Raw genomic sequence first — 12,392 nt, forward strand, 5'->3', positions numbered from 1 at the left:
TGGCGCGCGTCCGGCGCGGGGGCGGGGGATCGGTGTCCTGCTGGACGTACCTGGGCGACTGAGGACCACGCGCGGCACCTCCCGTGCCCGAAGGGCTACGGGGAAGAGCGCGCCCCGGCCGCTGTGAGCCGGGCGGGGCCTTACGGAGAGCGCCCAGGCTCGTGCGCGGCCGAGCCGCCCCGCCGCGTCGGCCTCACGTTCCGGACGGGCTTGTCCCGGTCTCGGAGAGCAGGCGGCGGGCTCGGCGGACTATCGCCTCGTCGATCAGGCGGCCCCCCTCGTCCAGCATCGCTCCGCCGGCAGCGGAATCGAAGCGGTCCACCAGGTCGCGCGCGTCGGCCAGTTCGGTGGGGGTCGGGGTGAACACCTCGTGGATCACAAGCAATTGGGCGGGATGCACACAGGTGCGCCCGCGGAAGCCCAGTCGTTTGAACGCCTCCGTGCTCGCCCTCAGCGCCCCGAGGTCACCTACGTCCGTGGCGGCCGGTGCCATGGGCGGGGCGAGACCCGCCGCCGCCGACGCGAGGACCACATGGGACCGGGCCCAGAGCAGTTCGGGCTCTCCCGGGCCGAGGGAGACCCCGAGTTCCGCCCGCAGATCGGCCTCCCCCAGCTGAAGACGTGCCACCCGTGGGCAGTTGGCGATACGGGGGGCCGCCAGGACGGCCGCCGCGCTCTCCAGGACCGGGCACAGCACCGCCGACGGGTCGTCCGCGAGCAGGCCGGCCACAGCTTCGATGTCCTCCGGCGACTCCGTCTTCGCGACGAAGAAGCCGGTGACTCCCCTGCCCAGCAGCGCGCGTACGTCGTCGTGCCCGCGCTCCCCTGGGTTGATCCGTACCCAGATCGCGGGTCCCCCCGGCTCCGTCCCCCGCCCGGCGAGCCAGGCCGCGACCATCGCTCTGGCCCGGTCCTTGCCCGCGAGCGGGACGGCGTCCTCCAGGTCGACGATGAGCGCGTCGGCGCCCCGGGACGGCGCCTTGGCCAGCATGTCCGGCCGGTCGCCCGGGACGTACAGCGCGGATCTCACAGCAGCTCCGTGTGTCACGGACGCGGCACCGGCCGGTGCACATAGCGGCCCGACGGTTCGCCGACCGGCTTGCCCGCCCGGAGGATCCGGCGGCCCCTCAGGAAGGTGTCGGTGACCTGTGCCGTGAGACCGAAGCCCTCGAACGGCGTGTACTCCTGCGCCGATTCGGAGTCCGCGGCCCGTACGGTCCAGTGCGTGTCCGGGTCCACCAGACAGAAGTCCGCGTCGTGGCCCACTGCGATCGCCCCCTTCGTGCCGAGCCCGTAGCGCTGAGCCGGGTTCCAGGAGGTGAGCGCCGCTATCCGGCCGTAGGACAGACCCCGCCGGCTCCCCTCGGTGATCAGTCCCGGCAGCAGATACTCGGCGCCGCCGAACCCGGACTTGGCCAGGAACACGTCGTCCTTCGGCTCGCCGAACTTCAGCTCCTCACGGCAGCAGGCGTGGTCGCTCACCACCCAGTCGACGGTGCCGTCCATGACGTACTCCCACAGAGCCTCGACGTCCTCGCGAGGCCGCAGCGGCGGGTTGACCTTGCCGCCGAGCCCCTGAGCGGTGGTGATGTCGGCGAGCAGGTGTCCGACCGTGACCTCGCGGCGGAAGTCGATGTGCGGGAAGGCCCGCGCCATCCGGACCGCCGCGTCGACCGCCTTGCGCGAGGAAAGGTGCAGCAGGTTGATCGTCGGCAGCTCGGTCTCGTGCGCCAGGTAGGCGGCGATGGAGACGGCCAGCCCTTCCGAGTGCGGTGGCCGGGACTCGTGGTAGGCGGCCAGGCCGGTCAACTCCCCCGCGTCCTCGACCAGTTTGGTGTACGCGCTCATGATTTCCGCCGTCTCGCAGTGCAGCGACAGCGAGATCTGGTCGGCGAGTTCCGGGAAGCGCTCGCGCGCCGCCTGGATGCCGCGCATCACGAACTCGAAGTGCGCGTAGTCGTAGCGTTCGCCCTCCGGAGTCATCAGGAAGGAGTTCTGGTCGGCGGAACGCCCGTGCAGTCCGTGGCTGCCGTAGAACATGAAGATCTTGAACGAGCTCACCCCGAACCGCTCGATGAGATCGGGGATTTCATCGATGTGGCCCCGGCTCATCGGCGCCAGATGGAACGCGTAGTCGATGTGGGCGCGGCCCTCGGCCGCCGCGAGCACCTCCGGGAAGAAGTCCGCGTAAGGGCCGCCCTTGTTGAGGTAGTACTGCCCGGTCCGCATATAGGTGAGCGCCGTGGTCACCCCGCCCTGCGCGCCGGCCCGGCTCTCCGAACCGGCGTCCTGCGCCAGCTCGTTGTAGATGCCCCAGTGCTGGTGCGCGTCCACCACACCGGGGAAGGCGAGCCTGCCGCCGGCGTCGACCACCTCGGTGCCGGGACCGGCGCCGATCTCCGGCGCCACCAGGGCGATACGGCCGTCGCGGACCGCGATGTCCGCCGCGACGGGCTCGTCCCGCTCGTGGCTGACCACCCGGGCGTTCTTCACCACAAGGTCGTAGTCGCTCATCTCACTGCCTCCCGCTGTCGCTGTCGAACTCCGCCAAGAGGCCGAGGAGTTCATGGATGTCGTCGAGCTTGTCGAGCCGCCGGGCCCGCGCCGTCACGGCGTCGGCGGTGGCCGGGGACAGCCGACCCGCCGTGTTGTCCCGGAACTTCGTCTCCAGCTCACCGTCGGTGAGCGGACGGTCGGTGCCGCCCCGGTTGGTAAGCATCTCCGTGTGCCAGGTCCGGCCGCGGGTGTCGCGGACGGTCAGCGTGGCGGGGAACTGGTACGGGAAGCCGGCGGTGGCGCGCGCGTCCGCCACCACGTCGACCTTCGCCATCAGGGCGCGCCGCCGCGGCTCTTGGGCCAGCGTGTCGGTGTAGTCGCCGAGGCCGACGCCCAGCCCCTCGCCCGCCCCGTAGAGCGCGGCGGCCACGGCGTACGGACCGCTGAACTGGGCCTCGTATCCGTTCTCCGGCGCGCGCTTGCGCTCCAGCGGCTGGCCGATGGTCCGCAGGACCGGGGCGGGCACCCCGAGGACTGCGGACTCCACCTCTTCGGCGACCAGTCCCCGGCGGCGCAGTTCCAGGGCCGCGTCCACCGCGGTGTGGGTGAAGTGGTTGGCGGGGTAGGGCTTGAAGAAGATGCCGGGTACGGCCCAGTCGGTGCCGAGGCCGCGGGTGATCTCCTCCGGCGCGTAGACACCGTGCAGGAACGCCTGGAAGAAGCCGAACCTGCCCTCCAGCACGGTCGGCGGTCCGGTGAAGCCCCGGGCCACCAGCTGTGCCGCGGTGACGGCGGAGTGCGCCGCCCACCCGCAGTGCAGCCGTTTGACGGTGCCGCCGGTGCGGTTGGCCTCGATGATGCCGGACGCGGTGGACGCGGCGATGCCCAGCACATCCGTGAGCCCGCCCTCGTCCAGGCCGAGCAGGGTCCCCGCGGCGACGGCGCCGCCCAGCGTCCCGCAGATGGACGTCGCGTGCTGGCCGTGCTCGAAGAACGTCGAGTTGCCCGCCTCCGGGTCGTAGCCGGCCATCCCGAGCCGGACGCACACCTCCAGGCCGATGGCGACGGCGCGTACGGTCTCCCGGCCCGAGGCACCGGCCAGTTCGGCGGCGGCGAGCGCGGCGGGAACGACGGAGGCGCTGGGGTGCAGCACGGACGGCAGATGGGTGTCGTCGTAGTCCAGGGAGTGGGCGAGTACGCCGTTGGCGAGCGCGGCCAGCGGGGCCGGCAGCGCCTGGGGGCCGCCGCCGACCGCGTGGGCCTGCGGGCGTCCGCCCTGCTCGGTGACGTGCGCGATGATCGCGCCGCTGGTGGGCAGGCGGTGGGCGGCGACGCACAGCCCGAGGATGTCCAGGACCCGTCGGCCGACGCTGTGGGTCACGTCCTCGGGCAGCGCGTCGTACGGGGTGCCCGCGGCGAAGGCCGCCAGCTCACCGGCGAGTGTCGGCTCAGCCATCGGCCCTCCCGGTGCCCGGCCGGTCGTCTCCGACCAGCGCCAGCGGACGCACCGGTGACCCGGTGGCGCCGTACAGCGGCAGTGGCGTGAGGACGAACGTGAATTCGTACACGCGCTGTTCGGCGATCTCCTCCAGGGCCAGCGTCTCGATGATGTAGATGCCGGACTCCACCAGGAGCACCCGGTGCGCGGGCAGCACGCTGTGTCCCTGGCCGGGCGCCAGCCGTTCGAAGGCGATGGTGTCGGCGCCCGCCGCGTGGACCCGCCGGGCGGCCAGCAGACGCGCGCCCGCCTCCGAGATCCCCGGCACACCGGACTCCCCTCCTGTGTAGATCCGGGTGTCGGGGTCGTGGAAGTGGCGCCCCCAGCCGCTGCGGATCAGCACCACGTCGCCTTCGCCGATCTCGGTGCCCTGCCGCCGCTCGGCCGCTTCGAGATCGGCCGGGGTGATCTCGTAACCCGGCGGACAGCATTCATCGCCGCGCAGGGCGGGGATGTCGAGCAGGACGCCGCGGCGGACCATGGGCTCGATGGTGTGGACACCGTGGTCGGCGTAGACGCCGCCGGCTCCCGCCTCCGCCGCGTCAACTCCGCCGTGCAGCAGGCCGTTGTGGGAGACATGGGCGAGCGCGTCGATGTGGGTGCCCACATGTGTGCCCATCACGAGCATGTCGTTGGCGGCCGAGCCCCCGTCGGATCTGGTCCGGTCTCCGTGCCGGCGCGGCAGGGTGTGCCAGTACGCCGGGTGGTTGGGGGACTGCGGCATGCCGATGAACATCGGCCGCGCCAGGTCGTAGGCCCGTACGCCGTCCCGCAGCGCGTCCAGGAGGCGGTCCCTGCCCGGTCGGGCCAGCGGGCCCGACGATGTCGTGGTGCTGCTCACTGGAGTATCCGTTTCTGGTCGAAGTGCGGCTCCCGGCACGGGGCCGGGTACGTCGTGCGGTCGTTGGCGGCCGGGGCGGTCCTTGGCGGCCGGGTCGGCCGGTCCGGTCCGGGCTTCCCAATGGGTTCGGGCGATGGGTTCAGGCGACGGTGCGTTCCTCCCGGAGCCGCGCCACCTCGGCGGGGTCCAGGCCGAGTTCGTCCACCAGGACGCTCTCCGTGTCCGCCCCCAGGGACCGGCCGGTGAAGCGGATCGATCCCGGCGACCGGGACATGCGCCACATGACGTTGTGCATCAGCAGCGGTCCGAGGTCGTCGTCAGCCACCTCGGTGATCATCCCGGTCTCCCGGATGTGCTCGTCCTCGACGATGTCGCGGGCGTCGTAGACGGGCGCCACCGCCGCGCCGGCCGCCGTGAACTCCTCGATCACCTTGTTCCGGGTACGGGCCGCGATCCAGTCGCCGACCATGCCGTCGAGGAGGTCGGCGTGCGCGGCCCGGCCGCCCCCGGAGGCGAACCACGGCTCGCCGATGACCTCCGGGTGGCCGACGAGGCGCAGTACGCGCTCGGCGATGACCTGGGCGCTGGTGGACACGGCGACCCAGTGGCCGTCGGAGGTGAGATAGGTGTTGCGGGGCGCGTTGTTGGTGGAGCGGTTGCCGTGCCGCCTTTCCACCAGGCCGAGTTGGTCGTAGACCGTGGGCGAGGGACCGACCGCGGTCATCAGCGGCTCCAGCAGGCTCATGTCCACGACCTGGCCTCGGCGGTGCGGGTCGCGCTCCCGGGCGAAGAGGGCCATGGCCGCCGCCGACGAAGCGGCGATCCCGCAGAGGCTGTCGGCGAGCCCGAACGCCGGCAGGGTGGGCGGCCCGTCGTCCGCCCCGGTCAGATGGGCGAAGCCGCTCATGGCCTCGGCCAGAGTGCCGAATCCGGCCCGGCCCGCGTAGGGGCCGGTCTGTCCGAAGCCGGTGATCCGGACGATGACGAGACCCGGATTGACACGGTGCAGTTCCTTGGGGCCGAGGCCCCAGCGTTCCAGTGTGCCGGGGCGGAAGTTCTCGACCAGGACGTCGGCACGGGCGATCAGGGAGCGGAAGATCTTCGCGCCCCGGGGGACGGAGAGACTGAGGCCGACCGTGCGCTTGTTCCGGGATATCTCCTTCCACCACAGGGCGTGGCCGTCCTTGGTGTGGCCGTGCCCGCGCATGCCGTCGCCGGCGACGGGGTGCTCGATCTTGATGACGTCCGCGCCGTAGTCGCCCAGCAGTTGGGCGCAGAGCGGGCCGGCGAGGATGGTCGAAGCGTCGACGACCAGCAGTCCGTGGAGAGGTCCCGGCGGGGCCGCCGGGACCTCGGCGGAGCCCTCCGCCGGGGCGGTCGGGTCACTCATGGTGCTCCTCTCGTGGGACGGCGGACAGACCTGCCCGCCCGTTCTGCCGCGGTACGGGCGTCACGCCCGCCGGGGCGCCCGCCGGGCTCCGGTGCCCGGCGCCCAGATCGGCGGAGACCGCCGCCGCCGCCCTGGCCACCGCTTCGCCCAGCCGTTCCTGGCTGCTGCCGTCGCCGTCGAACATCGCCTTGGTGCCGCAGACCGACAGCGAGGCGACCACCTGTCCGGTGGCCCCGTGCACGGCGGCGGCGACGCTGGCCGCCTCGGTCTGCCGCTCCCCGTAACTGGCCGCGTAGCCGAGACTCCTGATCCGGGCGATCTCCTCCCTGAGCAGGTCGGCGGAGGTGATCGTGGCCGCCGTGACCCTGTCCAGCTCGTGGTGGCCGATGTAGTCCTCCACCTCCGAGTCGGGCAGCGCCGCGAGGATCGCCTTGGACGACGACCCGGCGTGCAGCGGATGGCTGGTGCCGAGCGCGACGGACATCCGGATCTCGTGGCGGGAGAGCACTTGGTCGACGTAGACGCGGGACCAGCCCTGGCGCACGGACAGGGTGCTGGTCTGGCCGGTCAGCTCGGACAGGGTCGCGAGATGACGGTGCGCGACAGCGGGTATGTCCAGCTCACGCATGGCGGCCAGGCCGATGTTCAGGGCCCCGGGGCCGAGACCGTAGAGCTTGGTGTCCTCGTCGAAGCGCAGGAACTGACCCGACACCAGTTCCCGCAGGATCCGGTAGGCCACCGCTTTGGACAGACCGGTCTCCCGGGCGATCGTCGACACCCCGTGCTTCTGCGGCGAACGGCCGATGGCGTCGATGACCGCCAGGGCGCGGGCGATGCCCGATCGGGGCTGGTCCGGGTGGGCGAGGCTGTCCTCGGTGGTCATGGGGTCCTCTGTCGTGTCGTGGCCGCCGGCGCGGCCGGGTGGGGGGACGGGGGCAAGGGAACAAGCCGCTCAGCCTTTCCCTGTCACCTGTGTGGACACCGGTATGTTGCCGCGTATCGCGTTGGCGTAGGGACAGATCAGGTCGGCGTCCGCGACCAGTTCGGCGAGCTCGTCGGTCGGTACGCCGGGGTCGCTGACGTGCAGCGCGACCGCGAGACCGTAGCGGTCGGGGCCTGAGCCGCCCGTGGGCGCGGTGGTGCCCAGGGTGACCGAGGCGGTGACCGTCGTCGCGGCGAGCGCGGTACGGCGCCGCCGGGCCGCCACGTCCAGCGCGCTGCGGAAGCAGGCGGCGAAACCGGCGGCGAAGAGTTCTTCCGGGTCGCTGCCCGGATCTCCGTCGGCACGGTCTGCCGGACGGGACAGCGGCAGGTCCAGTGCGCCGGTCAGGGAGCGGACCCGGCCCGCCCGGCCGCCCTCGGCCTCGACCGTCGCGGTGTACAAGGGCTTCGACGGCGGTACGGGGGCGGTGCCCCGGCCTTGCGCGCCGGCCGCGCTTGCCCCGTCGGACTCGCCGTCCGCGTGGGCCCGTACGTGGGCGGCGAGCGCGGACGCGAACTCCTCCGGCTGTTCCTCCGCGACGAAGTCCGTGCCGCCGGGGATCACCGTCAGCGGCGCGTCCGGGAAGGCGGCCTGGACCTCCTTGTTCATCCGGTTGAGCACGTCGTCGCCGCCGTGCAGCAGCAGGGTGGGGATGCCGGCGAGGGCTGCCGTGTCGAGACGGTGGGCGAAGACCGCGCGGTAGGCCACCGCGTAGTCGGGGCCGACGCTGAGGTATTCGGCGACCTGGCGGCTGGCGGACTCCGCGCCGATCGTGGGGTACAGCCACCGCACACGGTCCCAGATCACCCGCAGATGGCCGCCGTCCTCGGCGGGTGTGTAACCGGGCGCGTATGAGGCGGACTTCTCGGCCCGTTCGTCGTCGGAGTAGAGCGGGATGCCCTGGAAGACCAGTCCGCGGACCCGTCGACGCTGTTGCAGCGCGGCCTCGGCGGCCACGATCGCCCCGGTGTGCTGGCCCAGCAGATGGACGCTGTCGAGGCCGATCGCGTCGGCGATCTGCCAGACGGCCCGCGCGTACTCCGGTATCGACCAGGGCCCGGGAGCCGCGTCCGACATCCCGAATCCGGGGGTGTCCACGGCCACGGCCCGTACGCCCCTGGCCGCCAGCGGGGCCAGGGCCGGCTCGTAAGTGGCCGAGGAGAGCGGCGACTGATGCAGCATCAGGACCACCGGCGCGTCCTGGTCACCGGCGTGCCGGTAGTGGACCCGGCCCCACGGCAGGGTGACGTAGTCGCGGCGGGCGGAGCCCCGCAGATGGGTGGTCATCGGTTCTCCTCCGTCGCGGCCATGGCGGCCATCACCTCGATGACGTGCTTGACGCCCGTGCGGTAGTCCTCCAGGAGGATGTGTTCGTCGGGGCCGTCGATCCCGGCGTCCGCGCGGGACACGCCGATACCGACGATGGGGTGGCCGCCCAGGGCGCCCTGGTTGCCGATCCACTGGGTGAAGGGCTCGACCATCGGTTCGGTGCCGTACGCCCGCCGGGCGGCGTCGGCCACCAGCGCGACGAACGGGTCCCGGTGGTCGGTGAGATGGGGGCGGCTGGCGGCCATGATCTCCAGAGACACATCACCGAATCCGTGCTCCACCAGGTGTTTGCGCAGGGTGGTGAAGACCTTCTGCGGGTCCTGGCCCGCGATCAGCCGGATCTCGATCTTGGCGGTCGCGGTGGCGGGCAGCCCGAGGGTGATGTCGTCGCGGGTGTCGCCGCCCTCGATCCCGGTGACGGTGAGGGTGGGCCTGGTGCGGATGGCGATGGCGGCCTCGGTGTCGTCGAGACCGCCGACGAAGGAGTCGACTCCGGCCCGCTCCCGCAGAAAGGCTCCGTCGAAGGGCAGTTGACGCAGCAGTTCGAGCTCGTGCTCGCTCGGCTGCCGCGCGCCGTCGGCGAATCCGTCGACCGTAACCGTGCCGTCCGGCCGCTGGAGGGTGCTGAGCGCGGCAGCGAGGCGGGCGGTGGCCGTCGGCAGCAACGCGGTGTTCTGGCTGGTCAGTTCGCGGCTGAGGGTGGTGGCGGTCAGCCGGAGGTAGAGGACGCCCTTCTCACCGAGTTTGAGGAGCGGGCGGCCCTGGCCGTCGACCCAGGAGTTCTCCCACAGCGCCCCGTCGGAGGCGAGCCGGTCGCGGTGGGCGGCGACGAACGAGTCCAGGCCGGGGCTGTGCAGCCACTTCTTGCCTTCCATGATGAAACGGCTGGTGACCGGGGCCTCCAGGCCGGCCAGCCGCCACGCGGCGGCGGCGTGCACCCGGGAGAGCAGCGCCCCCTTGTCGTCGGCGACGCCCCGGGCGTACAGCTTTCCGTCGCGTACGTCCGCCGCGTACGGCGGGCTGGTCCAGGCGTCGTCGTCGCCGGTGGGCTCGACCTCGACGTCGTAGTGGTTGAAGTGCAGCAGGGACCGCCGGCCACCGGGTATCTCGCCGAGGACGTAGGGGTGTGAGTCCTGCCAGGGGATGACCTCGGCGCTGCCGCCCCAGCGGGCGAGGGATCCGGCGAGGAAGTCGGCCGTGGCACGCATCTGGTCCGCCTCCTGGCGGCGGCTGCGGATGCGGCACAGGTCCCGGAGTTCGGTCACGAAGGTGTCGAAGTGGGTGTCGACCGCGTCGAGTGCGGCGGAGAGGTCCGGTTCGGGCATCGGTTCTTCTCTTCCTTCTTGTCAGTGGATCGTGGCGCCGCCGTCGACGAACAGGGTGTGGCCGGTGGTCATCGCCGCCGCGGGGCTGAGCAGATGGGCGACCGCATTGGCCACGTCGTCCCTGCTGGCCATGCGCCCCAGCGGAATGGAGGCGAGCTTGTCCCGGAGGTAGTCGGCGTCGCCTCGGACGTCCGCCGTCATGTCGGTGCTCACGATGGTGGGGGCGACGGCGTTGACCCTGATCCCGTCGGGTGCCCACTCCAGGGCGAGGACCCTGGCCATGTGCATCACGGCCGCTTTGCTGACGCAGTAGCCGAGCGAGTCGCGGACCGCGATCCGGCCGTTGGTGGAGCCGATGTTGACGACACTGGCCGAACCGGCGGCCTTCAGCGCCGGGTGGGCGGCGCGGGTGACCCGGAAGGTGCCGGAGAGGTTGACGTCCACGACGGTGGTGAAGTCCTCGTCGGTCATCTCCGCCGCCGGTCCCCTCCGGACGATTCCGGCGTTGTTCACCAGGTGGTCGAGACGGCCGTGGGCCGCGAGCACCTCCGCGAGAAGTTCCTCGCAGGACGCCGTGGAGCGGACGTCGACACGGTGGCGGGTGTGACCGTCCCCGTCCGGCCCGGCGGGCTCCCAGTCGGCGGGAGCCGCCAGGTCCGCGCGGGCGACCCGGCAGCCGAGTGAGGCCAGCCTGCGGGCCACGGCCGCGCCGATGCCGCGTGCCGCTCCGGTGACCAGCGCGACATGGCCGTCGAGCCGGACGGGGTCGGTCATGACGCGATCACCCGGTTCTCCTCGGACCAGAAGGCGAGCCGGCGCTGGGCGAAGCGGATGACGAAGTGCGCCAGCAGGCCGAGCACCGACAGGACGAGCAGCACCGCGAACATCCCGGCGATGTCGAAGTTGTAGTTCGTCTGGAGCAGCAGATAGCCGAGGCCCTCCTTGGCACCGATGAACTCGCCGACGACGGCGCCGAGGATCGCGAACACGATCCCGATGTCGAGCCCGGCGAAGATGAACGGCAGCGCGTTGGGGAGCTGGACCATCCGGAACACCTGGGCCCGGCTCGCGCCGAAGACGGTCAGCATCTGGATCCGGTCGGCGTCCGCCGACCGCAGCCCCTCGATCACGTTGACGAGCACCGGGAAGAACGAGATGACCGCGGCCATCACGACTTTGCTGGTCATGCCGAAGCCGAACCAGACGACGAACAGCGGGGCGAGTGCCACCTTCGGCACGGTCTGGAACGCCACGATGTAGGGCATGAAGGTGCGTTCGATGATCCGTACCTGGCTGATCGCGGTACCGAGGATCATCGCGGCGCTCACACCGAGCAGGAAGCCGAGCACGGACTCCTGGAGTGTGACCCTGAAGTGGGACCAGAACATAGGGTCGTTGAGCTGTGTCCACAGCGCGTCCGCGATCTGCGAGGGGCGCGGCAGGACGTACTCGTCGATCCCGAGCGGCCTGATGGCGTACTCCCACACCAGGACGACCAGCACGAACACGCCGGGGACCAGGATGAATTCGGGGCGCTCGCGCAGATCGGGCAGGCGCGGCCGGCGGCGGCCGCGTTTCGGCGGCCCCGGGTCGGTGGCCGACGGTGAGGTGCCGGCGGTGCCGGTCTTGGTGATCGTCATCGGATGGCCTCCTCAGCCCATCACGCCGGTGGCGTGGAAATGGCGGCGGATGCGGTCCACGTACACCCCGGCCCGGTCGGATGCCATCACGCCGAGGTCGCGCGGCCGTTCCAGATCGATGTCCACGACCTCGGCGATCCGTCCGGGCCGGGGGGTGAGCACGATGACCCGGTCCGAGAGGAAGACGGCCTCGGGAATGGAGTGGGTGACGAAGACGATGGTCTGGCCGCTCTCCCGCCAGATGCGCAGGAGTTCGACGTTCATGTACTCGCGGGTCATGGCGTCGAGGGCACCGAACGGCTCGTCCATGAGCAGTACCGCCGGATCGTGCACCAACGCCCGGCAGATACCGGCTCGTTGCTGCATGCCGCCGCTCAGCTCGTGCGGGTACTTGCCCTCGAATCCGTCGAGGCCGACCATGTTCAGCAGCCGGCGGGCCTGTTCGCGGTAGCGCGCCCGGTCCAGCCGCTGGACCTCCACGGGCACCATCACGTTCTCCAGGATGGTGCGCCAGGGCAGCAGCGTCGCCGCCTGGAAGACCATGCCGATCTCCGGCAGCGGCCCTGTCACCTCGCGCCCCGCCACGCGCACCGTGCCCGCGGTCTTGGGAATGAGACCCGCGAGGATCTTGAGCATCGTGGTCTTGCCGCAGCCGGAGGGACCGACGACGGAGACGAACTCCCCCCGCCGCACCTGGAAATCGATGTCCGACAGCGCACGGGTCGGTTCCGACCTGCGGGGCCGGTACAGCTTCTCCAGTCCGGCCACCTCGATCCAGGCGGCCTCGTCGGCCGTGGGGGCCGCGGCAGCCGCCTGTCGGCGGCCGAGTGTTCTGATGGCCATGCTGGCGTCCTTAAGTCTCGGTCCGTTTCTGGTCGGTGCTGGTCGGTG

General features: G+C 71.6%; 11 protein-coding genes. All 11 read right to left on the reverse strand.

The genetic code is table 11. The annotated features are described in order from the left end of the window. Positions 1-193: 193 nt before the first annotated feature. A complete protein-coding gene (locus OIE74_RS04610; protein WP_329378670.1) occupies positions 194-1,030 on the reverse strand; it encodes an HpcH/HpaI aldolase/citrate lyase family protein in 837 nt (278 codons plus the stop codon). A gap of 14 nt (positions 1,031-1,044) precedes the next feature. Continuing rightward, positions 1,045-2,514, reverse strand: a complete 1,470-nt coding sequence (locus tag OIE74_RS04615; RefSeq protein ID WP_329378672.1) for a dihydroorotase — start codon at positions 2,512-2,514, stop codon at positions 1,045-1,047. A 1-nt stretch (position 2,515) separates the two neighbouring features. Continuing rightward, complete coding sequence (locus tag OIE74_RS04620; protein ID WP_329378674.1) at positions 2,516-3,952, reverse strand: MmgE/PrpD family protein; 1,437 nt, start codon at positions 3,950-3,952, stop codon at positions 2,516-2,518. Continuing rightward, complete coding sequence (locus tag OIE74_RS04625; protein ID WP_329378676.1) at positions 3,945-4,835, reverse strand: cyclase family protein; 891 nt, start codon at positions 4,833-4,835, stop codon at positions 3,945-3,947. The genes OIE74_RS04620 and OIE74_RS04625 overlap by 8 nt, the downstream gene beginning before the upstream one ends. Before the next feature lie 139 nt (positions 4,836-4,974). Then, on the reverse strand, positions 4,975-6,225 hold the full coding sequence (locus OIE74_RS04630) for a CaiB/BaiF CoA transferase family protein (RefSeq protein ID WP_329378678.1): 1,251 nt from the start codon (positions 6,223-6,225) through the stop codon (positions 4,975-4,977). Then, positions 6,218-7,108 (reverse strand): IclR family transcriptional regulator, encoded by an 891-nt coding sequence (locus OIE74_RS04635; protein ID WP_329378680.1) that lies wholly within the window; start codon positions 7,106-7,108, stop codon positions 6,218-6,220. The genes OIE74_RS04630 and OIE74_RS04635 overlap by 8 nt, the downstream gene beginning before the upstream one ends. A gap of 69 nt (positions 7,109-7,177) precedes the next feature. Next, the gene (locus OIE74_RS04640) at positions 7,178-8,494 is read right to left on the reverse strand and encodes an Ohr family peroxiredoxin (protein WP_329378682.1); all 1,317 of its coding nucleotides are present in this window, start codon (positions 8,492-8,494) and stop codon (positions 7,178-7,180) included. Then, on the reverse strand, positions 8,491-9,861 hold the full coding sequence (locus tag OIE74_RS04645; RefSeq protein WP_329378684.1) for a M20/M25/M40 family metallo-hydrolase: 1,371 nt from the start codon (positions 9,859-9,861) through the stop codon (positions 8,491-8,493). The genes OIE74_RS04640 and OIE74_RS04645 overlap by 4 nt, the downstream gene beginning before the upstream one ends. Before the next feature lie 21 nt (positions 9,862-9,882). Continuing rightward, positions 9,883-10,635: an SDR family NAD(P)-dependent oxidoreductase gene (locus OIE74_RS04650; protein WP_329378686.1), complete on the reverse strand. Its 753-nt coding sequence runs from the start codon at positions 10,633-10,635 to the stop codon at positions 9,883-9,885. Beyond that, positions 10,632-11,501, reverse strand: coding sequence for an ABC transporter permease (locus OIE74_RS04655; RefSeq protein ID WP_329378688.1), 870 nt, complete (start codon positions 11,499-11,501; stop codon positions 10,632-10,634). The genes OIE74_RS04650 and OIE74_RS04655 overlap by 4 nt, the downstream gene beginning before the upstream one ends. A 12-nt stretch (positions 11,502-11,513) precedes the next feature. Next, complete coding sequence (locus OIE74_RS04660) at positions 11,514-12,344, reverse strand: ABC transporter ATP-binding protein (RefSeq protein ID WP_329378690.1); 831 nt, start codon at positions 12,342-12,344, stop codon at positions 11,514-11,516. Positions 12,345-12,392 lie beyond the last annotated feature (48 nt).

The organism is Streptomyces sp. NBC_01716, from assembly GCF_036248275.1.
Classification (GTDB): domain Bacteria; phylum Actinomycetota; class Actinomycetes; order Streptomycetales; family Streptomycetaceae; genus Streptomyces.